The organism is Chryseobacterium sp. T20 (assembly GCF_047345655.1).
Taxonomy (GTDB): domain Bacteria; phylum Bacteroidota; class Bacteroidia; order Flavobacteriales; family Weeksellaceae; genus Chryseobacterium.
Map to the genome: position 1 here is coordinate 210,071 of NZ_JBLFDU010000008.1, position 26,191 is coordinate 236,261.

Annotated in this window: 26 protein-coding genes; 8 read left to right on the forward strand and 18 right to left on the reverse strand. The window is 36.5% G+C overall.

Going from position 1 to position 26,191, the window contains the following annotated elements; translation table 11 throughout:
* Nucleotides 1–6: 6 nt before the first annotated feature.
* A complete protein-coding gene (locus ACMA47_RS18015) occupies nt 7–516 on the reverse strand; it encodes an RNA polymerase sigma factor (RefSeq protein WP_413930907.1) in 510 nt (169 codons plus the stop codon).
* Between the two features lie 155 nt (nt 517–671).
* Nucleotides 672–2,300 carry an NADP-dependent glyceraldehyde-3-phosphate dehydrogenase gene (locus ACMA47_RS18020; protein ID WP_413930908.1) on the reverse strand — a complete coding sequence of 543 codons (1,629 nt, stop codon included), beginning with the start codon at nt 2,298–2,300 and terminating at the stop codon, nt 672–674.
* 286 nt (nt 2,301–2,586) lie between these two features.
* Between ACMA47_RS18020 and tpx the strand changes: the two genes are divergently transcribed.
* A complete protein-coding gene (gene tpx / locus ACMA47_RS18025) occupies nt 2,587–3,156 on the forward strand; it encodes a thiol peroxidase (protein WP_413930909.1) in 570 nt (189 codons plus the stop codon).
* Between the two features lie 297 nt (nt 3,157–3,453).
* On the opposite strand, the gene ACMA47_RS18030 is transcribed toward tpx, so the two are convergent.
* From ACMA47_RS18030 to ACMA47_RS18065, 8 genes are all read right to left on the reverse strand, one after another.
* A complete protein-coding gene (locus ACMA47_RS18030) occupies nt 3,454–4,185 on the reverse strand; it encodes a hypothetical protein (protein WP_413930910.1) in 732 nt (243 codons plus the stop codon).
* Between the two features lie 177 nt (nt 4,186–4,362).
* Entirely contained in the window at nt 4,363–5,124 is a 762-nt protein-coding gene (locus ACMA47_RS18035) for an MBL fold metallo-hydrolase (protein ID WP_413930911.1), read from the reverse strand.
* 230 nt (nt 5,125–5,354) lie between these two features.
* Nucleotides 5,355–5,897, reverse strand: coding sequence for a Crp/Fnr family transcriptional regulator (locus tag ACMA47_RS18040; protein WP_413930912.1), 543 nt, complete (start codon nt 5,895–5,897; stop codon nt 5,355–5,357).
* Nucleotides 5,898–5,911: 14 nt separating this feature from the next.
* On the reverse strand, nt 5,912–7,897 hold the full coding sequence (locus ACMA47_RS18045; protein ID WP_413930913.1) for a urocanate hydratase: 1,986 nt from the start codon (nt 7,895–7,897) through the stop codon (nt 5,912–5,914).
* A gap of 319 nt (nt 7,898–8,216) precedes the next feature.
* Nucleotides 8,217–8,510 (reverse strand): hypothetical protein, encoded by a 294-nt coding sequence (locus tag ACMA47_RS18050; protein WP_034699741.1) that lies wholly within the window; start codon nt 8,508–8,510, stop codon nt 8,217–8,219.
* A gap of 49 nt (nt 8,511–8,559) precedes the next feature.
* A complete protein-coding gene (locus ACMA47_RS18055) occupies nt 8,560–9,546 on the reverse strand; it encodes a 2-hydroxyacid dehydrogenase (protein WP_413930914.1) in 987 nt (328 codons plus the stop codon).
* A gap of 367 nt (nt 9,547–9,913) precedes the next feature.
* Nucleotides 9,914–10,564 (reverse strand): protein-L-isoaspartate(D-aspartate) O-methyltransferase, encoded by a 651-nt coding sequence (locus ACMA47_RS18060; RefSeq protein ID WP_253318045.1) that lies wholly within the window; start codon nt 10,562–10,564, stop codon nt 9,914–9,916.
* A 101-nt stretch (nt 10,565–10,665) separates the two neighbouring features.
* Nucleotides 10,666–11,313 (reverse strand): hypothetical protein, encoded by a 648-nt coding sequence (locus ACMA47_RS18065; RefSeq protein ID WP_413930915.1) that lies wholly within the window; start codon nt 11,311–11,313, stop codon nt 10,666–10,668.
* Nucleotides 11,314–11,447: 134 nt separating this feature from the next.
* Here ACMA47_RS18065 and ACMA47_RS18070 point away from each other — a divergent pair, with 134 nt between their 5' ends.
* The 6 genes from ACMA47_RS18070 (at nt 11,448) to ACMA47_RS18095 (ending at nt 17,173) form a co-directional block, all read left to right on the forward strand.
* Nucleotides 11,448–12,410 carry a Gfo/Idh/MocA family protein gene (locus ACMA47_RS18070; RefSeq protein WP_034699728.1) on the forward strand — a complete coding sequence of 321 codons (963 nt, stop codon included), beginning with the start codon at nt 11,448–11,450 and terminating at the stop codon, nt 12,408–12,410.
* 453 nt (nt 12,411–12,863) lie between these two features.
* Entirely contained in the window at nt 12,864–14,594 is a 1,731-nt protein-coding gene (locus ACMA47_RS18075) for a cellulase family glycosylhydrolase (RefSeq protein WP_413930916.1), read from the forward strand.
* Between the two features lie 66 nt (nt 14,595–14,660).
* A complete protein-coding gene (gene bla-A / locus ACMA47_RS18080) occupies nt 14,661–15,539 on the forward strand; it encodes a CGA/CIA family class A beta-lactamase (RefSeq protein WP_413930917.1) in 879 nt (292 codons plus the stop codon).
* Nucleotides 15,540–15,570: 31 nt separating this feature from the next.
* Nucleotides 15,571–15,981, forward strand: a complete 411-nt coding sequence (locus ACMA47_RS18085; protein WP_413930918.1) for a hypothetical protein — start codon at nt 15,571–15,573, stop codon at nt 15,979–15,981.
* A gap of 10 nt (nt 15,982–15,991) precedes the next feature.
* Entirely contained in the window at nt 15,992–16,882 is an 891-nt protein-coding gene (locus ACMA47_RS18090; protein ID WP_413930927.1) for a 3-hydroxybutyryl-CoA dehydrogenase, read from the forward strand.
* Nucleotides 16,883–16,933: 51 nt separating this feature from the next.
* A complete protein-coding gene (locus ACMA47_RS18095; RefSeq protein ID WP_002977986.1) occupies nt 16,934–17,173 on the forward strand; it encodes a hypothetical protein in 240 nt (79 codons plus the stop codon).
* A 49-nt stretch (nt 17,174–17,222) separates the two neighbouring features.
* Here ACMA47_RS18095 and ACMA47_RS18100 read toward each other — a convergent pair whose 3' ends face one another.
* From ACMA47_RS18100 to dnaN, 5 genes are all read right to left on the reverse strand, one after another.
* Entirely contained in the window at nt 17,223–17,633 is a 411-nt protein-coding gene (locus ACMA47_RS18100; RefSeq protein WP_047433591.1) for an META domain-containing protein, read from the reverse strand.
* A gap of 541 nt (nt 17,634–18,174) precedes the next feature.
* A complete protein-coding gene (gene pheT, locus ACMA47_RS18105; protein ID WP_413930919.1) occupies nt 18,175–20,577 on the reverse strand; it encodes a phenylalanine--tRNA ligase subunit beta in 2,403 nt (800 codons plus the stop codon).
* A gap of 206 nt (nt 20,578–20,783) precedes the next feature.
* Complete coding sequence (locus ACMA47_RS18110) at nt 20,784–21,401, reverse strand: DUF417 family protein (protein WP_413930920.1); 618 nt, start codon at nt 21,399–21,401, stop codon at nt 20,784–20,786.
* Between the two features lie 63 nt (nt 21,402–21,464).
* Complete coding sequence (locus ACMA47_RS18115; protein WP_413930921.1) at nt 21,465–22,295, reverse strand: helix-turn-helix domain-containing protein; 831 nt, start codon at nt 22,293–22,295, stop codon at nt 21,465–21,467.
* A 250-nt stretch (nt 22,296–22,545) separates the two neighbouring features.
* Nucleotides 22,546–23,676: a DNA polymerase III subunit beta gene (gene dnaN / locus ACMA47_RS18120; RefSeq protein ID WP_034699704.1), complete on the reverse strand. Its 1,131-nt coding sequence runs from the start codon at nt 23,674–23,676 to the stop codon at nt 22,546–22,548.
* Nucleotides 23,677–23,859: 183 nt separating this feature from the next.
* Here dnaN and ACMA47_RS18125 point away from each other — a divergent pair, with 183 nt between their 5' ends.
* Nucleotides 23,860–24,216 carry a diacylglycerol kinase family protein gene (locus tag ACMA47_RS18125; RefSeq protein ID WP_413930922.1) on the forward strand — a complete coding sequence of 119 codons (357 nt, stop codon included), beginning with the start codon at nt 23,860–23,862 and terminating at the stop codon, nt 24,214–24,216.
* A 144-nt stretch (nt 24,217–24,360) separates the two neighbouring features.
* Here ACMA47_RS18125 and ACMA47_RS18130 read toward each other — a convergent pair whose 3' ends face one another.
* From ACMA47_RS18130 to ACMA47_RS18140, 3 genes are all read right to left on the reverse strand, one after another.
* Nucleotides 24,361–24,819 carry a GyrI-like domain-containing protein gene (locus ACMA47_RS18130; RefSeq protein ID WP_413930923.1) on the reverse strand — a complete coding sequence of 153 codons (459 nt, stop codon included), beginning with the start codon at nt 24,817–24,819 and terminating at the stop codon, nt 24,361–24,363.
* A gap of 254 nt (nt 24,820–25,073) precedes the next feature.
* On the reverse strand, nt 25,074–25,406 hold the full coding sequence (locus tag ACMA47_RS18135) for a gamma-glutamylcyclotransferase family protein (protein ID WP_413930924.1): 333 nt from the start codon (nt 25,404–25,406) through the stop codon (nt 25,074–25,076).
* Complete coding sequence (locus ACMA47_RS18140) at nt 25,406–26,035, reverse strand: SGNH/GDSL hydrolase family protein (RefSeq protein WP_413930925.1); 630 nt, start codon at nt 26,033–26,035, stop codon at nt 25,406–25,408. Before ACMA47_RS18140 ends, ACMA47_RS18135 begins: the two co-directional genes overlap by 1 nt.
* Nucleotides 26,036–26,191: the final 156 nt, after the last annotated feature.

The following is a 26,191-nucleotide window of genomic DNA, read 5'->3' on the forward strand; positions in this document are numbered from 1 at the left end:
TTATTTTTAATAGGAACCTGTACCCTGTCTGGTAATGATCTCTTTCAGCTTTTCTTTTGCTCTCTTCAGCTTTACCCGTGTATTCACTTCAGTAATTCCCAACTGTACAGCAATCTCTTTTCCGGAAAAACCCTCTAAAAAGAAGAATATAAGGGCTTTATCAATGGGGCTTAGCTGGTGGATAGCTTCATACATCCGCTTCATATTCATATCATCCGTATCATTATAAGGTTCCTGGCGGGCACTCAGCCCATCTACATTCTGATTCTGTATAAAACTACGTTTTTTTTCACTTCGCAAAAAAACAATTGCTGTGTTGAGCGCAGTTCTGTACAGCCATGTGGAGAAATCACTCCTCTTTTGAAAATCACCATATGATTTCCAGGCCTGGTAAATGATCTCCTGATAGAGGTCATTCTGATCGTCCTTATTATCCATATACATTTTAGAGATCTTGAAAACCACTCCTTTGTGTTTTTCAATTTTCTCTAAAAATTCTTTTTCGGGTGAAGACATGATTTACACACTGATCCTTAGATGATATTTCTAAAAAACACCATCTTATTATAACACAAAACTCTAATTTCCGGCATTAAGTTAAAAAAATCCTCAACAAACTAAGGTGTTTATTGAGGATTTTTATTTTATGTTAAATACAATATCAGCCAGAATCAGAAAATATAATCTGTGCTTAAAAAGTTGGAATCATGTTCTCTGACAATAGTATTCAGCAACTCTTTGTTGGAATCTGTTAGTTTTGCAGCCACCAGAGACCGGATGGAGAATGAACGGAGCGCATCAAAAACGGAAAGTGTTCCTTCTGCACTGTCTTTTCTTCCGGTAAATGGAAAGACATCGGGACCTCTCTGTGCCTGGCAGTTGATATTGACACGACTTACAAGATTCACAAAAGGATCAATCAATCTTGCTACTTCATGCGGATCTTCGCTGAAAATACTGACCTGCATTCCATGTGAAGCATTCACCTGATATTCTATAGGCTCTTCTATATCTTCGAAGGGAACAACAGGAATCACCGGACCAAACTGTTCCTCATGATAAAGTTTCATATCATTGTTTACAGGATATACTACTGCCGGGAAAACAAAAGATTCATCTGTATAGCCTCCATCTTTATTAAGTACTGCAGCTCCTTTCTGTAAAGCATCATCAATACATTCTTTCAGATAAGCTGGTTTATTGACCTCCGGAAGTGGAGTTACTTTCACATCTTTTTCCCATGGCAGCCCAGCCTTCAAAGCAGAGACAGCAGCACTTAATTTCTCTGTAAACTCCAATGCTACTTCTTTCTGAACGAATATCAGTTTCAGTGCCGTACAACGCTGTCCGTTGAATGAAAGTGCACCCAAAATACATTCACTCACCGCAACATCAAGATTTGCATTTTTGGTAACAATGGCTGCGTTTTTAGCATCCAGACTTAGGATAGCTCTTAAACGATTTACTTTCGGGTGTAGTTTTTTCAGTCCGTTCGCCACTTTACTGGATCCGATAAAGGCAAGTACATTCACTTTTCCACTTTCCATAATGGGAGTGATAATTTCTGATCCCTTTCCGTATAACGTATTCACTGTTCCTTTCGGGAAGGCTTCTTTGAAAGCATTTAATAAAGGATAATGGGCAAGGACACCATGTTTCGGCAGTTTAAAAAGGATGGTATTTCCCATGATCAGAGCAGGAATCAATGTGGTAAAAATTTCATTCAGAGGATAATTGAAAGGTCCCATACTTAACACTACGCCAAGCGGTGCCCTTCTGATCTGTGCAATCGTTCCTTCCGCCTGTTGAAAACGGGAAGATTCTCTGTCAAGATCTTTCAATGCATCAATGGTCTGATTGATATAATCTACAGTACGGTCAAATTCTTTAGTAGAATCAGCCAGTGTTTTTCCGATTTCCCACATCAGTAACTTAATGATCAGGTCTCTTTGCTGGATCATCAGGTACACGAATTTCTGCATGCATTTGATTCGTCCCTCCACAGACATTGTCGGCCACTCACCCAGCCCATTATCATAGGCTTTTACGCAAGCTTCGAGAACTTCCATCGCCTCATTCGGGCCAATATTCGGAATACTTCCCAGAAGTTTTCTTTCCAATCCGTTTTCTGTTGGGATGCACACTGGAGAATAAATTTCCGTGACATCTCCTTTCCATTCTACCAGTTCGCCATTCAAAAGATAAGTTCTCTGATGGATGACCGGAACTTTATATTCTTCCGGAATTTCGTTTTCTCTTTTAAAAATGTGATGAAATGATGCTGTATTTTCTGAACTCATAAATCTTTCTATTTTTTTATGTGATAAGATTGAGATTGTCTCAAAATTTAAATTATTTGACTTTTGTCATTCTGGCGAAGGAAGAATCGTTATTGATTTTTATATGAGATTCTTAATTATATTTTATTTCATTCAGAATGACACCTTTGAAACTACTACATTTTATAACATAAAGGTAGAGGTAAAATATTTTGAAAGAAACAATCTGACAATAGATTCGATCTATTTGAATTAAAATTAATCTTAGCTCCTAAAAAAAGAATAATTTAGCTTAAAAATAAATTTCATGTTTTCAAAATTAGTTTGCGGCACACTGCTATTCTTCTCTGCGGTGGGCTTTGCTCAAAAATCTAAAGCTACAAATACTGTTTTAATGGGCGGAAAAGAAGTTCATACTTATGCCAAATTACCGGCTCTGAATAAACCGGCTCCGAAATTTACCCTTACAGATGTCAATATGAATGACCAGACCCTGGATTCCTTCAAAGGAAGATACGTTATTCTGAATATCTTCCCGAGTGTAGACACTGGTGTTTGCTCTGCTTCTGTACATCATTTCAATGAAGAGGCGGGAAATCTTCCCAATACCGTAGTTCTTTGTATTTCCAAAGACCTGCCTTTTGCCCAGAAAAGATTCTGTGGTGCAGAAGGAATTAAAAATGTAGTAATGCTTTCTGATTTCCGTTCAGATTTCGGATGGAACTATGGGGTGGAACTGGTAGATTCTGCCATGAAAGGTCTTCTGAGCAGAGCGGTTGTGGTGATAGATCCTTCAGGAACTATTATTTATGAAGAGCAGGTAGCAGATATTGCTCAAGAACCGAATTATGAAGCAGCTATTGCGGCTGTAAAATAATAAATTACATTAAACCATTAAGAAAATTTTAGTTGTTAAGAAGATTAATATTCTTAATGGTTCAAAAAAAATAAACTCAGCAAGTCGCTGAGTTTTTTCTGTATCATAGTTGGATCAACGCTAAGGCGCAAAATGATATTTAAAAAGACTGTTTTAAGGCGCAAAGATTTTATCTACGATAAAATTTCACACCACCACTGTCATTGCGAACCGAAGGTGAAGCAATCTCAATGTTCTCTCGCAGATTAAGCAGATAAATATGAAAAAGATCTGTGATTTGTGAGAAAATAAAGAGTCTTAATTTGTTTTATATTTTTTTCTTTTTGTAGTAATTACGATTACCCCATCTTTGGCTTTTTCGCCATACTTTGCAGATGCAGAAGCTCCCTTCAGAACATTCATCGTTTTTATCCAATTAGAATCCAGAGCTTTTACTTTTTCATAATCACTGATCTTTCCATCTACAACATACAGTGGATTATAAGGTTTCGCTTTGCTTGAAGGTACCCCGCCCATACGTACTGCGCTTATACTTTGAACAACATCGGGTGACACCTGTGTAGTCAATGGTTGGGCTAAATTGGGAGCAGATATTTTACTTTTCTTCTCTTTGCAGGCTATAGCATCAGCAGGTACTACAGAAACTGATCCGAGTAATTTCCTGTCTTTATGAGTCCCAAATTCAGTAACGGTAATTTCCCGGATGTCTTCAGTTTTTAAAGTATAATTGGCTGTCTTTTGCTGTGCATTCACACTTATGATTCCTCCCGTTGTCAAAATAAAACCTACTGCAAACTTCACAAAAAGAGAATTAATATGAGAATAATGCAGATCTCTGTTGAGTTGTGATGGATTAAAATTCCCACAGATTTTCTGCGAAGCATTAGTAAAAGCTTCTATAATCTCATCATCCGGAGCTCTTCTGAAATCTCTCACCGTTTTGGAACAGACCGCACAAAATCTTCCTTTTTCATCAGGTGTCATAGCGTTCCAGTTTTCATGACAGGGTTTAGGTATGGTTATTTTCATAGGATTCTTTTCTTATAAAGATGCCGTGACACAAGAAAAGGTTGGAATTGCTATTAATTTTTTTGGTTAAAATAATGATGTTGTAATTGTTTTGTTGGAAAACCATTTAATCATTGTTGAGATTCTTCATTCCACTGCATTTCACTCAGAATGACAATTTTCCTTACAAATATCAGTTTAAGATTCTGCCAATAATTCTCCATCCTTCAAAATCACAAATTCCTGTCGTACTTCCTCAGAAATATTTTTCAAATCCTGATCATCAAACACCTGAGGAATATAGCATTTCTCATGCGCAAACAATCCGTAATGAATGGGCACCAGCTTTTTAGCATGCAGAAGATGGGCTGCTGCAAAGGCTTCTTTCAGGTTGAGGGAAGCTGGAACAGGGCTGTATTCTAATCCAATGATCTCAAAGTTCACTACGACTCCGTTTACGGGTAAGAAAGCGTAATCTATATTGGGGGTTTCTTTTCTTGGCTTCCAGAATTGGTTGTGCCAGATGGTATCTCCTCCATGAAATATCTTGGTAGTTCCATCATCTACAATCCATGAAGACTGTATTTCTCCCACGCCATCCATCGCAAATACCGGTTTGAAGGTGATATTGTTTTCTGTAAAGGTTTCATCAAGATTTAGTACAATTAGTTCTACATCTTCTACCAATTTTTTCACCACAGCTTCCAGTCCGGCATAGACGATCAGCTTTCCACCTTTCTTTAAACATTTTCGGATCACTCCTTTATCAAAATGATCGAGATGCATATGCGTAAACAGGATATAATCTGCCTGCACATCATCTGAAAATTCTATGATATTCTCCACAGCATCTCCCAAAACGGGTTTGTAATAAGAGAAATCTTCTACTGCATCTATTAAGATCGTTTTGTTGTGAGAAGTGATGCGAATGCCTGCCCAGTTTAATTTTTGTATTTCCATATTCTTTTTTAGCAAAGGAAGAGACTTACGGAAGGCCAGACAATAAACAAAAGATAATAAATGAGAATGTTTTGAGATTGGGAGTTTGAGGATGGATGATGGAAGTTATTGAGGTAATAGAACAACTATTTCTCTTTCTATTTAAAATGATTTTCCAAATTAATTATTAAAGCCTACAGAAAATCTGAAGACTGACAGTAACTCCCAGCTCCCTTCACCCAGCTTCCTGCTTACAAAATCCTTTTCCTGATTCGGCTTAAAGAGATAGGTGTAATCCCAATATAAGAGGCCAGGTATTTCAAAGGAATATTTTGAATATAATGAGGCTTGTTCTTTAGCAGATATTCATAGAGATCCTGCGGAGTGTTTTTCAACAGGAGCATTTCTCTTTTCATTGCAGCATTGAGCTTTCTGCTCAGATAATAATTCTGTACGAAACGGCAGTGTGGATTTACAGCGAACAGGTTTTTTACCTCATCCAGAGTGATTTCCCATGCCAGTCCTCTGTTGATGGACTCGTAAACGGCATCGGAACTTTTTTCTTCAACAGTAAAAATATCACCGGGAAAATAGAATTCTGCACAGATCTCGGTATCAATATCCGAGGTATTGTTAATGTAGTATTTACGGACAAGCCCATCTTCTACAAGATAGGCTTTGTTGTCAGTAAATATGTTTTTCTTTGAAAACTCAACCTCAGCAAACTTCTCCCATACAGGATCACTATCCTCTACGTTCAGGTGTGAAAACAATTTTTTGTTGATCGTTGCCAATGTTGAATTTTATATTACAATAAGTTTTCGTCTACAAGATTCGGAAGTGTAACTTTCAGATTCGGTTCTACTTCCATGGCTCTTTTAATGGCGAAAATAGCACCTTCATTTCTGGCCCAGCTTCTTCTTGAGATTCCGTTGTTCACATCCCAGAAAAGCATAGACTTCAGTCTTCTGTCGGCATCATCGCTTCCGTCAAGAAGCATTCCGAAACCTCCGTTGATTACTTCTCCCCAGCCTACTCCACCACCATTGTGAATGGAAACCCAGGTCGCTCCACGGAAACTGTCCCCAATCACATTGTGAATAGCCATATCCGCAGTAAATCTTGATCCGTCATAAATATTGGAAGTCTCTCGGTAAGGAGAATCTGTTCCTGAAACATCGTGATGGTCTCTACCCAATACAACGGGTCCTATTTCCCCATTTTTAATGGCTTTGTTGAAGGCTTCAGCAATTTTCATTCTTCCTTCTGCATCTGCATAAAGGATTCTTGCCTGAGAACCCACTACCAGTTTATTTTCCTGTGCTCCTTTAATCCATTGAATATTGTCTTTCATCTGCTGCTGGATCTCTTCCGGAGAGTTTTTAACCATTTCCTCCAATACTGCACATGCAATATCATCCGTTTTCTGCAGATCTTCCGGATTTCCACTGGAACATACCCAACGGAACGGTCCGAAACCATAATCAAAACACATAGGTCCCATGATATCCTGTACATAACTCGGATATTTGAATTCTCTTCCCAATGTCGGATTTTCTGCCATTACATCAGCTCCCGCTCTGGAAGCTTCCAATAAAAAGGCGTTTCCGTAATCGAAGAAATACGTTCCTTTTGCGGTATGTTTGTTGATGGCTGCTGCATGTCTTCTCAACGTTTCCTGAACTTTTTCTTTGAATAACTCAGGATTTTCAGCCATCATAATATTAGATTCTTCAAAACTCTGTCCTGCAGGATAATAACCTCCCGCCCAAGGATTGTGAAGGGAAGTCTGATCCGATCCGATATCAATTCTTACATCTTCCTGATCAAATTTCTCCCAAACTTCAACAATATTTCCAAGGTAAGCCAAAGACACGGTTTCTTTGTTAGCCTGTGCTTCTCTTACTCTTTTTACCAATGCATCAAGATCTTCATGAATTTCATTCACCCATTTCTGATCGTGACGGATTTTCGTGATTTTTGGATTCACTTCTGCACATACGGTAACGCAACCAGCAATATTTCCTGCTTTTGGCTGAGCTCCACTCATTCCTCCTAATCCTGAAGTAACAAAAAGTCCTCCTTTCGGTTCTTTTTTTATTTTTCTGAAAGCATTTAACACCGTAATCGTTGTTCCATGAACAATCCCCTGTGGCCCGATATACATATAACTTCCTGCCGTCATTTGCCCATATTGAGTAACGCCCAATGCATTGAATTTCTCCCAATCATCCGGTTTTGAATAATTCGGGATCATCATACCATTCGTTACAACCACTCTTGGCGCATCTTTATGAGAAGGGAACAATCCCATCGGATGTCCTGAATACATCACCAATGTCTGATCATTATTCATTTCCGAAAGATATTTCATCGTTAGCAGATACTGTGCCCAGTTTGAGAAAACCGCTCCATTTCCACCATAGGTAATCAGTTCGTGAGGGTGCTGTGCCACCGCATAATCCAGATTATTCTGAATCATCAGCATAATGGCTTTTGCCTGCTCAGATTTTCCGGGATAGTCTGTGATAGGTCTCGCCTTCATTTCATAATCCGGACGGAAACGGTACATATAAATCCTTCCGTAATCTTCCAGTTCCTGCTTGAATTCAGGAATCAGTTCTGCGTGAAACTGCGGTTCAAAATAACGTAAAGCATTCTTCAATGCCAGTTTTTTCTCTTCTTCTCCTAAAATTTCTTTACGCTTCGGAGCATGGTTGATATTGGTCTCGTATGGTTTTGGTTGCGGCAGTTGATTAGGAATCCCCTGCTGTATCTGTTCTTGAAATGTCATATTGCTATTTAAAGATCTATGTTTTAAACAATGTTTGAAGTTTTAAAGATATTCAAAATAGGAAATATAGGCAAGGGAAGAATGGTTTAAAGTTTAAAGTTTAAGGTTTAAGGTTTAAGGTTTAAGGTTTAAGGTTTAAGGTTTAAGGTTTAAGGTTTAAGGTTTAAGCAAAGTTATAAAAGTTGTAAACCGGCCACCATTTGATATTAAATACTATATTTGAATAAATACGCCTCAATTCCCCTCCTATATTAGTTATTATTTCACATAAAAAAACCTTACTGAAATTCAATAAGGCTGGTTTTTGTATCGTTAAAGTTTAGGTTAAAACATCATCGTTTTCTTCTTCATGGTCATCTTCATTATCGCTGAGACTCCAGTAGTTGTTTTCCTCATCTTCCTCTCCTATTTCTTCCATCTCATCATCATCCTCAGCGCCTGGAATATCTAAGCCTTTATCAATTTTATCATCGTCAAAATCTTCATCCAGAATAGGATTTCCGTCTCCATCAAGCGAAATATGTCTTTCTCTCTTAAATATATCTTCGTTGGGGTTATAATCCATCTGTTCTAACCTCTTGTTTTGCTCATTAATATTTTTCTCTGGTGCCATAGTATTTAAGATTTTAGGTTTATGTAATCAGAACAAAAATAATTCCAAGTTATGATGATTGATGAGAATAAACGTCAGGATTTGCACAATTTGGCATTTTCTCATTTTTTGAAAAAGCAATAATATTTCCTGCAGCTAATCTTGCCATCCCATTTCGGGCTTCCACAGTCGCAGAACCGATATGTGGCAGAATACAGACACTTGAAAGTCCCAGAATAGGATCATCTGCAGACATCGGTTCCGGATTGGTAACATCCAGACCGGCTCCCCAGATTTTCTTGTCAACGAGTGCCTGATACAGATCTTTTTGGTTGTGAAACCCTCCTCTGGCTGTATTAATGAAAATAGCATTCGGTTTCATCTGCTCAAATATAGACTCATTGAATAACTCTTTCTGCTCCGGAGTGAAATTAGCATGTACACTCAATACATCTGATCTCTGAATCAGTTCTTCGAATGAAACATACGTTGCTCCCAACTCGTTTTCTGCTTCTTCATTTTGACGACGGTTGTGGTAAATGATATTCATTCCAAAAGCCTTTTTTGATTTCTCAGCCATTTCATAGCCGATACGTCCCAATCCAAAAACTCCCAGTGTTTTTCCGTACAGCTCCTGTCCCAAAGCATGTAAAGGATCAAATGCACCCCAGTTATCTTCTTTTACTTTCTGAAAATTATAGCTCGCTCTTCTGGCAACAGACTGCATCAATAAAAACGCAACATCTGAAGTGGCTCTGCTCAAGACATCCGGAGTATTTCCTACCGGAATATTTCTTTGGGTAGCTTCATGAATATCTACATGATCAAACCCTACAGAGTATAAAGCAATGGCTTTGACATTCGGGCAGGTATCAAAAAAATTCTTATCATATTTGAAATCCCCGCCTACATTGAGTATGGTGTCAGTGTTTTTACAATAATGAATCCATTCTTCGTAAGAAAGGTTTTCGTTTTCCGGAAATATAAGTTCCAGACCAGCCTCATTCAGCATTTCAATTCCTGTTTCGGGAATTCTTTTATTGATAAAAACTTTCATTGTACTGTTGTTTAATGATTTTAAATAAAAAAACCTCACTCGCAAAAAGTAAGGTTATTGAACTTTAATATTAAAAAAATTATTTCTTTTCATCTGAATGTTTGATTCAAGATCTATTTATTTTCTGTGATGGTGATTGTATACTGAGGGTTTTAATTCCATCAATTTTCATTCCGAAATAGAGTTAAAAGATTTTAAATTTTGATTAAATCAGATGAATTTTATCTATGAAAAATAGGTTCTCTAAAAGCCAAACTAGCTGGCTTTTGCCGTTCTGATTGAGAAAGAATCTTATTGACTAAGCTGTATGAGATTCTTCATTACATTTCATTTCATTCAGAATGACGCACTCTTTGGAAATCTCTTACTATTGATTCGTATTCCCGAGCATCGGAACAAATTTATAGGCTCCAAATTCTTCTTTTTCGAATTCTGTAGGACCTACTTTTGTAAATCGGTATAAAACCTGCTCATTTGTTGGCCCCAATGGGATTACCATTATTCCTCCGACATTCAGTTGTTTTAAAAGTTCTGTAGGGAGTGTGGAAGCACCACAGGTTACGATTATTTTGTCGAAAGGAGCGAAAGTAGGAAGCCCTGCAAAACCATCTCCAAAACTTTGAAATTTTGGGAACAGATGAAGTTCTCTGAGTTTCTTTTTAGAAAAATCAAACAGATCTTTCTGTCTTTCCACCGTATAGACATGGGCTTTCATCGCCATTAAAACTGCAGTCTGGTATCCGCATCCTGTTCCAATTTCCAACACTTTTTCACCTGGTTTTACCTTCAATAGTTCAGACTGTTCCGCTACCGTGGAAGGATGGGAAATGGTCTGATGAGCCAGAATAGGAAATGCTCTGTCTTCATAGGCAAAATCTTCAAAAATACTTTCGATAAAAAGGTGTCTTGGAACTTCACTCATCGCCGAAAGTACATTTTCATCCGAAATACCAATTCTGTTTCGAAGGTAATCTACTAAAATCTTTCTTTTTCCTTTATGTACAAACGAATCCTGCATTTGACAAAAGTAAGAAATTAGAAATTAGATTTCCGAAATTGAAGCAAAGAATTATCCACAAAAATAAAGCAATCAAAAAATGATTGCTTGGTTTTTATTTCTTAATTCCACTTTATCTGATAAGGTCCGTAAAAATCGCTGAAGGTATTATCAGCACATTTTTTTCTCACAAAAAAGTTATAATTCACTGTTTTACTTAACCCTACATAAATAGCTTTTTGACCAGCATACACCAAATCTCCACTTGCAGGAGGTACAGAACTTGTTGTCAAAACCGTTTCATAGGCAGAGACACCATCATTTTCCCAGGACACTGTAGCATCAAAAATAGAAGAATTCGCAGAAGAGGTTGTTTTTGAATAGGTTGCATACTCTGGCTTTACACAGGTGGTTGTATTAGTGGCCAAAACAGTAACAGGTCCTGCCCAATGGCTCCGCCCATTAGCCGTTCCACAATTTTTTCTCACATAAAGGTCGTATTTATGATCTTTATAGAGAGGAAGGTTATAAAAATAATTGTTGGTGGCCACTGTAGTTCCGTTTCCCAAAGAGAACCCCTGTTCCCCATACTGTACTTCAAAATATCCTTCGCCCTGACTTATAAAGCTCCAGGAAAGCTTGTTATTTCCTTTTTCAAATATCAGATTTGTTGGAGTTCCACATTGAGCCTGCGGGTCATATGGACTTTCTCCTATACATCCTGCAGTACATAATCCCAGGATGAATACAATCGAAATTATTCTTTTCATAGTTATTTTTCAGACCGTGAATTTACTGTAATTTCTTTAATGAATACATGGGTTCCATCTTGAATATCTCCAAGTGAAAAGTCATGTATTTTATAAATGTACATTCACTATATTTACAAAAATTTAATACAGCTATGTTAAAAGCAGGTTTGGTAGGTGCCGGACACTTGGGAAAAATACATTTAAAACTTCTTAATCAGTCAGATAGATATGAATTTGTAGGTTTCCATGATAAAGATATTGAAAACGGAAAGAAATTAGAAGCCGAATTCGGATATAAATATTTTGAAAATTTTGATGAATTGCTTGAGCAGATTGACATGCTTGACATTGTCACTCCTACAGTTTATCACTATGATTATGCTTTAAAAGCTATTGAAAAAGGTCTTCATTTCTTTATTGAAAAACCGGTAACCCAGACTCTTGAACAGGCGGAAGAAATTCTTCGTTTGTGCCAGGAAAAAGGAATCAAAGCACAGGTAGGACACGTTGAGCGATACAACCCTGCATTTATTGCGACTAAAGAATACATCAGCACTCCGATGTTTATTGAAATCCACAGACTGGCAGAGTTTAACCCGCGTGGTACAGATGTTTCTGTAGTATTGGATCTTATGATTCACGATCTTGATATCTTATTAAGTATTGCGAAATCTAAAGTGAAAAACATCCATGCAAGCGGTGTCTGTGTAGTCAGCAAAACGCCGGATATTGCCAATGCAAGAATTGAATTTGAAAACGGATGTGTGGCCAACCTTACCACTTCCAGAATTTCTATGAAAGCGATGAGAAAAAGCAGATTCTTCCAGAAAGATGCTTACATTTCCGTTGATTTCCTTGAGAAAAAGGCTGAAGTAATCAGAATGAAGGATGCTCCTGAAAACCCTACTCCATTTGATATGATTATTGAAAATGCAGAGGGAGAAAAGAACCAGATTCTGTTTGAATATCCGAATATCCAGCCTAACAATGCTATTCTGGATGAATTAAATTCTTTCGCTGATGCGATTACGGGCGACAAAAATGTAGAAGTTTCTCTTGAAGATGGAACTGAAGCGTTGAAGGTGGCTTTAGAGATTATGAAACTGATCAGTTAAAAAGATACGCTGTTTTCATGAACAGCAATAGATACAATGCTATCTTATAATCAGAATAATGGGTTATGAGGTAGCATTTTTAGTTTCTGATATTATATGCAAAGTTTTCATTTTCAACTATGCATGATATTGAGTGAGCAAAGGCTGAATCGATTAAAAATCGATTTGATGAAGCGATATTATTTATTCTGTTAATTTCTGCTTTACATCCTTTACTACTTATAATGAAATAAAAACTTTCCATTAATAATTACTTATTTATCAATAAAAAATCCATTTCAAAACAAAAAAACAATATATTTGAAGAATAATTCAATAAAGCATTGAAAGATTTTGTTTTACATATATGGATATCCGACACCACAAATGGTCTGAATACAGATTCACCTTGTCCTGTCATCATTCATTATAATTTCTAATATTTCCCTATTATTTTAAACCATTGAAACTACTATGAAAAGAGCCATTCTATTATCCGCACTTTTATTGTCTCAATTTGGGACATCACAATTACTGAAGACTTCAGGACAGAAAATCATTAATGATAAAGGTGAAAATATTCAATTGAAAGGCCTTGGTCTTGGTGGTTGGATGCTTCAGGAAGGATATATGCTGAAAACTGCTGATTTTGCAGGCCCTCAGTATAAGATTAAGGAGAAAATTGCAGAATTAATTGGCGAAGACGGAATGAATGAGTTCTACAAGGCTTACCTGAAAAACGGAATCACTAAACAGGATATCGACTTTCTAGCCAAAGCCGGATTTAATTCTATAAGACTTCCGATGCATTACAAACTTTATACACTACCGATTGAAAAGGAGACTGCTAAAGGAAAAGATACGTGGCTGGAGGAAGGTTTTAAAATGACTGATGATCTTCTTCAATGGTGTACAGATAACAAAATATACCTGATTCTGGATCTTCATGCTGCACCGGGAGGACAGGGAAATGATGCCAACATCTCTGACAATGATAAGTCTAAACCTTCACTATGGGCTAATGAAGAAAATCAGAGAAAAACGATTGCGCTTTGGAAAAAACTAGCCGAGAGGTATAAAGACAATCCATGGATTGGAGGTTACGACCTGATTAACGAACCCAACATCAATTTTACAGGTAAAAATCCGAATGGTACAGATGAAATGTCTAATGCTCCACTTTGGAAGCTTCAGAAAGACATTACGGCAGCCATTAGAGAGGTTGATAAAAAACATATTATTTTCATTGAAGGAAACGGCTGGGGAAATAATTATAACGGATTACCAGCTATCTGGGATAACAATATGGCTTTCAGCTTTCATAAATACTGGAATTACAATGATGATCAAACGTTGAAATTTGCACTGGATCTTAGAGAGAAGCACAATATGCCGATCTGGCTTGGGGAAACGGGTGAGAATTCCAATGTATGGTTTACTGAGTTGATTCAGCTTTTAGGCAAGCATAATATCGGATATGCCTTCTGGCCAATGAAAAAGATTGATAATATTGCAGGAATTACCAACGTAAAAATCACGCCTGAATATGAAAAGCTATTGGACTACTGGAAAAACGGAGGTGAAAAGCCTTCTAAAGAGTATGCAAAAAAAGCTTTACTACAGATTGCCGATAATTATAAACTGAACAACACGGAAATTAAAAGAGATGTGATTGATGCGATGTTCAGACAGATTACAGATGCTTCAACAAAACCTTTTAGAAATCATCAGGCTCCGGGAAGAATATTCGCTTCAGAATATGATTTGGGAAGAATGGGTGCTGCCTATCTGGATCAGGATTTCATTAATCTTTGGGTAAGTGATCCGGCAAAAAGATCAGAATGGAACTCCGGACAGCAGATGAGAAATGATGGGGTGGATATCTATAAATGTAATGATAAGGTTACGAATCAGTATTATGTAGGAAAAACAGAAACCGGAGAATGGCTTCAGTACACGGTTCAGTCCAAAGGAGATAAAAATTATACATTTGACATCAGATATTCTGCTACCAACGATTCTAAAATAAGAATTGAAACAGCTTCCGGAAAAGTTTTAGCTACAGTATCATTGGCATCAACGGGTGGAAATGAAAACTGGAAAACGGTTTCAGCAAAAAACATCAGCCTTCAGAAAGGAGAAAACAAAATCAGAATCGTCTTTGAAAATGATGGTGTCAATCTGAATTATTTTGAATTAAAATAGTAATAATTGTCTTAAATTGCAGCTCTCTTCCGGTCTTCGGAAGAGGGCTTTTTTAATGATCATATTATGAAAAAAACAGCATTCTTTTTTCTTCTGATTTCAGCATTCACCTTTGCTCAGAACTCTCTATTAATACAAAAAATAAACTCAATTCTTAAGAACAAAAAAGCCACCGTGGGCGTTTCGGTCTTAGGTTTTGAAAATGGTTTTACATACGATAAAAATGCAGATAAAAAACTGCCGATGCAGAGTGTATTCAAGTTTCACATTGCAGCAGCAGCGCTGAACAGTGTAGATCAGGGAAAGCTTTCTCTGGATCAGAAAATTGCCCTAAATAAATCAAATTTATTGGAGAACACATGGTCGCCACTTCGGGATCAATATGCAGGAAAAGATGTTGAAGTTCCGCTAAGTGAAGTGATTGAATATACGGTTGCCAAAAGTGATAACAACGGCTGTGATATTCTTCTAAAGCTATTGGGAGGAACCCAGATTGTTCAAAGATTCATGGATTCCAAAGGGGTAAAAGGTTTTCAGATCAAATATAATGAAGAGGACATGCATAAAGACTGGAATGTTCAATATGAAAACTACAGCACTACAAAATCAGCAGTTGATGTCCTTAAAAAATTCTATGACGGAAAATTACTTTCCAAAAAATCTACAGATTATCTGATGAAAGTTCTATGGTCTACTTCCACAGGATTGAATAAAATGGTAGAACAACTTCCCAAAAACACTCCCGTGGCAAGAAAAACGGGATCTTCCGGGAAGAATAAAGCAGGTTTGACAGGTGCAGAAAATGAAATAGGAATCATTACTTTACCTAACGGCAAACACTATGCATTAGCTGTATTTGTCAGTAATTCAACGGAAACGGATGCTGTCAACTGCAGGATGATTTCGGATATTTCCCGAGAGGTTTGGGAATATTTTAATAAGTAAAATTTTAAGCTTATTTTTAAAGCGATTTAACATGAAAAAAATAATAATAACAACGGCTCTATTCGCTTTCACATTCTTTTACGCTCAGAAGAATCAGAATTATTTAGAGATCAGCTACGGAAGTGTATGCTGTGGTCCTGCTTCTGATAAACCTGTGATGAGTTTTCTGAAAGAATTTAAGAACAAAAGCCAGATAAAAAGCCTGGAAGTCCTGATCCAAAAAGGGATGGGAAGAGAAGGCGAATATACGTTATACGTGGGCACAGATTTTCTCACAAAGAATCAGAAAAAACGATTGATAAGAGGATTAACGGCTACTGTTTCCAACCAGAACAATAATAAGAAAAGTCAAAGTACAGGAAATGTTTCCTTTGACTCTACAGCTGTTGTCACACAATCGGATCTTACAGACGTAAAAAATTTAACTATCTATAAAAAATAAAGGAAAAATGATCAAAAACATTGTAGTTATCGGAGCGGGAACCATGGGGAATGGTATTGCACATACTTTCGCACAAAGCGGTTTTAAAGTAAATCTTGTAGATGTATCCCAGGAAGCTTTGGACAGAGGTTTAAAAACCATTACTACCAATCTTGACAGAATCATTGCAAAAGGAAACCTTACAGAGGAGCAAAAAGCTGAAACTTTAGGTAACATCACTACTTTTACAGCATTGAATGATGCTGCAGGTTCTGCAGATCTTATTGTAGAAGCAGCAACAGAAAACCTGGATCTTAAATTAAAGATCTTTGGTCAAATGGATGAACTGGCTCCAGCCAACTGTATTCTTGCAACCAATACTTCTTCTATTTCTATCACAAAAATTGCTGCAGCTACCAAAAGAGCTGATAAAGTAATCGGAATGCACTTCATGAACCCGGTTCCAATCATGAAACTGGTAGAAATCATCAAAGGATATTCTACTTCCAAAGAAACTTTTGATTCAATTTATGAAATGAGTAAAACTTTGGGTAAAGTTCCTGTAGAGGTGAATGACTATCCAGGTTTTGTGGCGAACAGAATTCTAATGCCAATGATTAATGAGTCTATCGAAACACTTTATAACGGAGTGGCGGGTGTAGAAGAAATTGATACGGTAATGAAATTGGGAATGGCTCATCCGATGGGCCCACTTCAGCTGGCAGACTTTATTGGTCTTGATGTATGCCTTGCCATTCTGAACGTAATGTATGACGGTTTCAAAAATCCTAAGTACGCTCCAAACCCATTGCTTGTAAATATGGTGACAGCCGGAAAACTGGGTGTAAAATCAGGAGAAGGGTTCTACGATTATTCTGAAAGCAAAAAAGCTGAAAAAGTTTCAAAAATGTTTTTGAAGTAATCTTAAATCAATAATTTTATTTATCTTTGAGAAAGTTAAAACATTAAAAAAATGAAATTACCAAAGTTTTTATTAGCAGATAATTCGGAGTTTCCAGAGGATCTATTCGTAGTTCATACAGAATATCCAAGATTTATCCTAAACGTTGAGGAAGAAGAAGTTGAGTGGTTAGATGATCTTGAAGGTGATGATGAAGAAACGATGGCAGACGAGGCTACTAAAGTAGTAGAAGCAGCGTTCAAATGGTGCGACGAAGAGTTGGCTAAGTACGACGAAGAAGAGGAAGATTAATAACACTCTAAACATAAAAAAGGAACTCAATTGAGTTCCTTTTGTTTTTTTATTCTGATTTTGTGAATTTCAATAGTAAAAGATTGTCTTTGTACAATTCTAAAGTATTTCCGGAAACCACATATTTGTTAGCTTTTCCCATCATATCCATAAAGTTCTGCTCTACTCCGATGTTGCTACACATCATTTTCGTAGATCCCATCTGTCCAGCTGTAAAACTACCTGTAGACGGATCTATTGTAGCTGTTCCGAAATAGTTATTACATCCTGCATTTCCAGTGATCTTTTCTCCTTCAATATTCAATGTTGGAACTTTCCCTTTTACCGTTTCAGCCAAAGTCCATTTTGTGCTGGCAAGAGCAGGCTGAGCTTTTCCTACTTTAGATGCAGAAGGGCTTGTCATAGATCCACATGAAGCCAATACTGCCGCTGTACATATACTTAAAAAAAGATTTTTCATTTTTTTCTTTTTGAATTAACCCAAATTTACGGAAATTATATTATTTAAACGGGTTGCCGTGAATTTTATTATTCTTTAACAGTTGATATTTTGAATATTTTTCCGAGTAAAAGATCTTATTATACGGTCATAAGTTGGAAAACGCAAAGGCGCAAATTTCTTAATATGCAAAGAGTTTAAGGCGCTAGAATTTTATCTTCGATAAAATTTTCTGGTGTCTGTCTTTGTCATTCCGAGCAAAGCAAGGAATCTATACTACAATTGGGTTATAAAATATATTGAGATACCTACGGAATACAAAGGCTGTGGATAGATTGTTTTTATACAAGATTTCCATTTTAACACTAATGACACTAATATTTTCACTAATATCACTAATGCGATTCAATAGGAACGGGCTATCATCCTGAGCGGAGCATGCTTGTTTAAAACATAAACATACCAATGGCTTTAGCCCAAGCCTAATAACAACGCAATAAAAACAAAAAAACGGACTTAAAAAAGTCCGTTTCTATTTATTAATGAAATATATTTTCAAATATTAAGATCTCAACTCAGCGTTGAATTCTTTCTGGAAAGCTTTGATTAAAGAATCCATTACTTCTGTAATCTCCTTTTCTTCCAGTGTTTTTTCTTCGTTTAACAGCTCGAAGCTCATGGCATAAGACTTCTTACCTTCAGGAAGATTTTTACCTTCATATACATCGAATAGGTTAATATTCTTAATGAATGGAGATTTGTTCTTCTTAGCCGTCTGATATAAATCCTGATAATTTACCGTTTTATCAATCAGTAAAGCCAAGTCTCTTCTGATTTTGTTGAATTTAGGAATATCTTTGAATTTCAATTCATTTTTAGAACGCAATTCCTGAGCATATTCCAGTTCAATTTCTGCATAGAAACATTCCTGATCGATATCAAAGTCTTTTAACAACACAGGTGCTACTTTTCCGATTCTTACCAAAGTTTTACCTTCTGCCTCGTATGCCAATGCATCAGAGAATCTATCATCAGAAAGAGCAACTTCTTTGTAATCTACCGCAAGTCTTTCCAATAAAACTTTTACGTAAGCTTTAAGGTTATAGAAACTTACAGCAGATTTTGGCTGAAGCCAGTTTTCTGCAACATCTCTTCCTGAAACCAATAATGCCAATTGTTTTCTTTCTTCGTATTTATCTTTTTTGTGATAGATTTTTCCTAATTCGAAGAATTTGATATCCTGATTCTTTCTGTTGATATTATATACTGTATTCTGAAGAAGTCCTTCTAATAAAGACTTTCTCATGAATGCCAAATCACCGCTTAAAGGGTTCAATAGTTTTACAGCATCTGTTTCGTCTTTCACAGAAGTCAATGAGTTGTTCATTACTTCATTGAAACCAAGACCCTGTAAAGTTCTTGCCCAGCTGTTTTCCAGTTCGTCCTGATCGTTCGCACTTAGCTTAACAGGAGTAAACGAAATCTTCTGAGGAGCATCAATTTTATTATATCCGTAGATTCTTAAAATCTCTTCAATCACATCAATTTCTCTCGTTACATCAGCTCTGTATGCAGGAACTGAGATTTCGAAACCGTTAGGAATTTCATTTAAAACCTGAATTTCCAGGGCTTTTAAGATTTCTTTTACTTTTTCTCTGTGAATTTTTGTTCCTAAAATCTGTTCAATTTTAGAGAATCTGATAATCACATAGTTGTCTTCTATTTTCTTAGGGTATTCTTCCAGTAACTCTCCTACTAATTTTCCTTCAGCAATTTCCTGAATCATTTTAATAGCGTGAGTGATGGCTGTTCTGGTAAGGTTCGGGTCTACTCCTCTCTCAAATCTGAAAGAAGCATCTGTATTCAAGCTATGCGCTTTAGCTCCTTTTCTTACAGCAATCGGATTGAAGTAAGCACTTTCAAGGAATATTGTTTTGGTTGTTTCAGATACTCCTGAGTTCTCACCACCGAATACTCCGGCAATACACATTGGTTTATCTTTACCGTCTTTGATCATGATTTCAGAACCATTCAATGTTCTTTCAACACCATCTAAAGTCGTAAATTTTGTTCCCGGTTTTACCACACCTACTTTCACTTTCTTATCTGCAATTTTATCTGCATCAAATGCGTGAAGCGGCTGTCCGTAACCGTGAAGAATATAGTTGGTAATATCTACAACGTTGTTAATCGGGCTTAATCCGATCGCTTTCAGTCTGTCTTTCAACCAGGATGGTGATTCTGCAACTTTTACATCTTCAATAACTGCTCCGATATATCTTGGACACAATTCTGCATCTTCAATTTCCAGTTTGAAATCATGAGTTCCTTCATTATTCAAAACTTCAGAAGCTACTTTATTAAATTGAGACTTCAATTGGTTTGTAGAAAGATATGCGTGTAAATCTCTGGCAACACCATAGTGAGACATAGCATCTGTTCTGTTCGGCGTTAAACCGATTTCAAATACCTCATCATTAGTCAGTTCAAAATAGTCTGCAAAGTTTTTCCCTACTTCATATTTGGTTTCATCCAACACCATGATTCCTCCATGATCTTCGCTAAGACCTAGTTCGTCTTCTGCACAGATCATTCCCTGAGAAACCTCTCCTCTGATTTTTGCTTCTTTAATTTCAAAAAAGTTTCCTGTTTTATCGTAGATTTTTGTTCCGACAACGGCTACAGGAACAGTCTGCCCTGCTTCAACATTCGGAGCTCCGCAAACAATGTTCAACACTTTTCCGTTTCCTACATCTACTGTTGTCTTCTTCAGTTTGTCAGCATTCGGATGTTTTTCGCAGGTAAGTACTTTACCTACAACAATTCCTTCCAGGCTGCCTCTTACACTTTCAAATTTATCTATCCCTTCAACCTCAAGACCTATATCTGTAAGGAATTCACCGATTCTTTCAGTTTTTGATTCCGTTTTTACAAAGTCCTTCAGCCAGTTGTTTGATATTTTCATTTGTTAATCTATCTACTTATTTAATTCGTCAGATGTGCTCTAAGGTTTCATCTGCTCTATTTTGAAACTTTTATTTGAAATCCCACCCCTTTTCCGGTATGATTTTTCGAGCTACAAATGTCGTGTTTTTTTGAGAAATAGAGAAATTTAGAAGCGATTTTAAGATAATAAATTTTCGTTAATCCTTCTGCTACTGATTCGGGAAACTATTGGTCCAACGGTCTCACCAGCTTCTTCAGACTATCAGAAAATAATACCAACCCTCCGGCCATCATGATAATATCCTTCAATACAAGACGTCCTGCTCCCGACAGATAGGGAAAACCATACTGAGGAGTTGCATAATCTCCACCCAGATTAGGGACATATACTTCAGGGGTCGTTATCAGAAATGACAGGGTAACAAGAGACATTAAAAACGTTAAAGCACCACCAATAGTTCCTATTTTAGGGAACCAGATTCCTAAAAGCACCAGAAACCCTATTAAAACTATCATTGTTCCAAGACCATAGGAAAAGGCATATGTTCTGTTTTCCTGATGCCAGTTGATATTTTTCTGAACTACTTTTCCTTCCGGATTTTTATATAAAGTATATTCTTTAACGAGCTTTTTATCATCATGAAGAACTTTATGGTCTGCATTTTTGTAGAAGAAGCTCATCAAAGGGCTGTTGGCTACGAAAGGTACAATTCCATCCGCTTCATAATGAAAAGCTTTCAAGCCTCCAATCCATGCCATAACGATGAAAATTGAAATTCTGAGAAAATTGAAAAAGTAAGTATCCCATTGTAATAATTGGTGATAAAGTCTGCTATTTTTCATGTGATTTATTTTTTACCAAAGGTATTCACATGCATTCAGCACCAACATAGACATTTCGGGACATTACATGGATATTTTCGCCACCACGGAGATCCCCACTTTTTCTCTGTAATTTTTAGGAGAACATCCTACCGATTTTTTGAAATACCTGCTGAAATAAAATTCGTCTTCAAATCCCAGCTCAGAAGCAATTTCCTTTACAGATCTGTAGGTTAAATGCAATAATTTTTTGGCTTCCAGAATAATTCTCTCATTGATAAGCTGAGTGGGTGTTTTGGAAAATTCTTTCTTTACTGCCTTACTTAAGGTATTATTGGTAATGTTTAGTTTATCGCTGTAAAATGACAGTTCTTTTTCCACTTTAAAATGTGTTTCCAAAAGTTTCTGAAATTCTGCAGCATTTTTATTGGGAAGTTTTTCATGAGAAACCACATTGTTTTCAATACTGCTTTTCTGTTTGCTTCCAATGGCAAGAATAAGCTGGATATAGGTCTTGATAATAGATTCAGAAAACGGATGTTTCTCGGATTCCTCTTTTTGAATATAGTTATAAAGCTCAAGAATATAATGATAACTCTCTTCCGACAGCTCAACTCCTGGATTCAGATAAATATTATTGAAAAGAAGCCCGTTGCACGCCACTTCCTCTTTGTGATATTCTATACAGTAATAATCCCCGTGAAAGAAAAGCACATGGATATTTTCCTCCGATTCCGAAGCCAGTTTTATCTTCTGATAAGGGGAAAGAAACAGAATATTGTGTCCGTTGTAAGAATAATTAATATCATCCACAGAGAAAACACCTGAACCTTTCCATAGAATCACGCTGTAATTTTCAGTTGTGAACTCTGCGGGAAAATCTGAAGTTTGGTAAGACTGTATTTTTATTTCCATGAGGAGTTAATTTAAACACTAATGACGCTAATGATTCACAAATAACACTATTTATAATGTCTTACTTGTGATATTCGTGACAAAATTTGTGTAATTTGTGTTTCATTACATCAAAAATATTTTTCTACAATTTTGTATTCTGAAGCACTAAGATAAGAGCTTTTTCTATTTTTTCGTAATAATTTACACTGCAACAAAAAAAACAAAAGCCGGAATTTTCCGGCTTTTTATATTTGTATATATTAAATTATTACAATCCGATAACCGGCATTGATAACATTAATATATTTTCGTTTTCTTCAAGACCGTCAAGAGGTTCAATAATTCCTGGTCTGTTAGGCTGAGACATTTTCATGGTGATATCATCTGATCCCAGGATTGTCAACATTTCTGTTAAGAATTTTGAACTGAATCCGATATTGATATCTTCTCCGTTGTAATCACAAGGAATCTGCATGTCAGCTTTGTTGGCATATTCAGTATCTTCTGCATGAAGGTGAAGAATATTTCCGGAAAGCTTGAATCTTACCTGGTTGGTAGATTTGTTAGACATGATAGATGCTCTTTTGATTGCTCCTAACAACAGGTTTCTGTTGATTGTCAATACATTTGGGTTTTCTTTTGGAATTACCGCTGTATAGTTTGGATATTTTCCGTCAATCAGTCTACAGATCCAGATGTGCTTACCAAAAGTAAATTTAGCCATATTCTCATTGAAGTCAATCGTAACGTCTTCATTGGAACTTGCCAGGATATTTTTAAAAATGTTCAGAGGTTTCTTAGGCATGATAAACTCCATCGGCTCAGCATTCATCAGGTCTGCTCTTTTGTACACCACCAATCTGTGGGAGTCTGTAGAAACGAAATTGGTTTCGTTTTCTCCAAACTGGAAAAGAACTCCTGTCATTACCGGACGAAGGGAGTCGTTACTTGTAGCGAATAGTGTGTTTGTCAAAGCTTCAGACAAAACTCCTGCCGGCATCGTTACACTTTGGGAAGCGTCGAATTCCGGTAATTCAGGATAGTCATCAGCATTGTCTAATGCTACTGCGAAATTATCTTTTTCATCTAAAATCTCAAGCTGGCTTCCAGTACCTTCAGCATTGTCTTTTACAACAAATGTCAGAGGCTGTTCACCATATGTCTTGATAAAATCCTGAAAAATTTTAGCAGGAACAGCAAATTTACCTGTATCATCAGACTTTACTTCCAGAGAAGTAACAAGAGTTGTCTCGCCGTCAGATGCTGTAATGGTAACATTATTTCCGTCTAATTCAAAAAGATAGTTTTCTAAAATCGGTCTCGATTGAGAGCTTGATATTACGCCACTTACAGTTTGCAAAGCCTTCTGCAGTTCACCACTTGAAATAATAAATTTCATAGATTTATAAAATAAGTTTCTACAAATATAATAAATACATACAACAAAGAAAAGAATAATATGGAGGAGTTTTTAACAAAGATCCTTAATTTGTTTTGAGCCTTGACATTATGCGTATATTTCTTAGGAGAATCATTTTTTATCAAAATACAAAGGCTATCTTTGTCTGAAAAGTTCAGAATTATGCAAAAACCTCCTATTCATAAAAGTTTTCTCAATGCTTTCAGGGGTGTTTTGATGATGATAAAAACGGAAAGAAATTTCCAGATTGAGCTTCTGGCATTCTTTGTCAATCTCTTCCTTATTTTTTATTTTAGACTGAACAGCACAGACGCAGCTTTGGTTATTATCGCCTCATTCGCTGTTTTAAGTGCTGAAATTTTCAATACTGCTATTGAAAAGATCTGTGATGTCATTCAACCTGACTTTGACAAAAGAATCGGCTTTATTAAAGATATTGCAGCGGGAGCTGTAGTGCTGACAGCTATTGCAGCAGTGATTGTTGGGATTCTGGTGTATGGGAAATATATTTTCAGCTGAGATGGAAGAGAGAAGCTGGGAGATGGAAGTTTAAACCACCCCGTCAAAAATTCAAAGAATTTTTGACACCCCTCCAGAGGAGGGGAATATCACTTCTTCAGTTCTAAATTTGTGAAGGTTAAAAATATTTTATTTTTCAATCTTTTATTTCACAGCAATGAAGATATCAACTTCTGCATCTGATGGATTTTGCGCTTTTTCTCCGTACACTTCAAAATCAGCAGTAAATTCCCTTCCTAAATCCATATTCCAGATTTTTAACCATTCATTGATCACTAAACCTTTTGAAAGGTCACCTTTTGTGCTAAATTTCAGATAGTCTCCGCCATCAAAAGAATAACCTGTCATTCCTTCAGGAATATTGTCAAGATTTTCTACTTTGCATCCAAGAACAGTCGTATAAGGCTTTGTGTGGTCTTTTTCGTAATCTGTGTAGATGGAATAGATGGTATTGTCTATTTTATTAGGAATTGAATTGAGAATATCTTCATTGATCATTTTCTCCCATAATACCGGAATATCTTTTCCTGCCTGTCCATTTTCATTGGTTGTTCTTACTGCAATACCGATTACCTTAAAAGGTTCTATTTTTACGTTCTTCATTATTAATTCTTTGTTATAGAGCAAAGATAAGGACAGGTTGTGACAATAGTCTGTCAGGAGTTTTTTTAAATTAATTGAATAGGATATGGCTTTTAAGTTTTGGCTAAAGCCCATTCCTATTGAATATTCATTGGTGGAATTAGTGAAATCATTAGTGTTATTTGTGTTTAGATTCCTTGCTTTGCTCGGAATGACAAAGTTCCCGTTGAAATTTTATAGGAGATAGTGAGATTGCTTCGCTTTGCTCGCAATGACTATTTCCCGACATAGATAAACCCTTTTTTTCCGGATTTAAAAACGGTTTCGATTCTTTTGTAATCATCTACTTCGTATTCGTCTGCCTGAAGAATTTCTTCTTCTGTCACCTCAAAAAGCACTCCTTCTACCTGATCATTATCATCTCCTGAAAATTCAAGTACAGGATGGTATTTCTGGCTCCTTTTCCGCAGTACTTCAGGATCTGTAATTTCAAGCATATTTAATTTATACCCTGACAAAGTATCTTTTTCACCATGTAAGCGTCTTCCGAAGGTTTCCATTTGAACCTGCTCTTTCTGTAAAGTTCCGTAAGAAAATAAATTGGGCATTATAAATATTTTTCAATGATTGGGATTGCAATTTCAGCCATCATTCCATAGCCTTTTTCATTGGGATGTACACCGTCTGCAGAAAGCAGGATTTCTTTGTCATCCAGGAAAGCAGAATAGAAATCAATATAGGTCAGTGAGTCTTCAGCAGCAATATCTTTCAAAATCTGATTGTAAACAACCACATCTTCGTTAATCCTCATTTTCCCGGAGCTTACCACTACTCCATCTATTTTTTGAGAGAAAGGAAGAATACTTACGATATAAATGATATCGGAAAACCGTCTCGCATGTATGATAGCTTCTTTAATATTGCTCCTAAATTTTTCAGAATCTACGATCTGGACTCCATCTTTGACTGCAAGATCATTGGCTCCATAACTTAGAAAAACAATATTTCCATCAGCGGAATTTCTTGCGCTTAATTCATGAGGAAGCCTTTTCAGCAATCCCTCTGTCGTTTCTCCTCCTATTCCGAGATTGAAAAGAATCAGTTCATCTCCATTTCCTTCATGAAATTTCTGCAGGGCATATCTTTTCAGAATATCTACCCAACCACCAAAAACTCCGTCATATTCTCCATAGGTAATGCTGTCACCGAAGAACAGCCCGTAAATAATTTTCTTCATTCAACTTTATTGTTTCCTGTTTTGTTGAAGTAAAAATAGTAAGAAAAACTATTAGTATCTTTCAATTCGCGTAGTTTTTAACGTTCTATGTTAACTTGCAAATAAATATGCTAAAAAATTAAGTGCCTACTTGTAAATAGTTTTTCTGATAAGGTA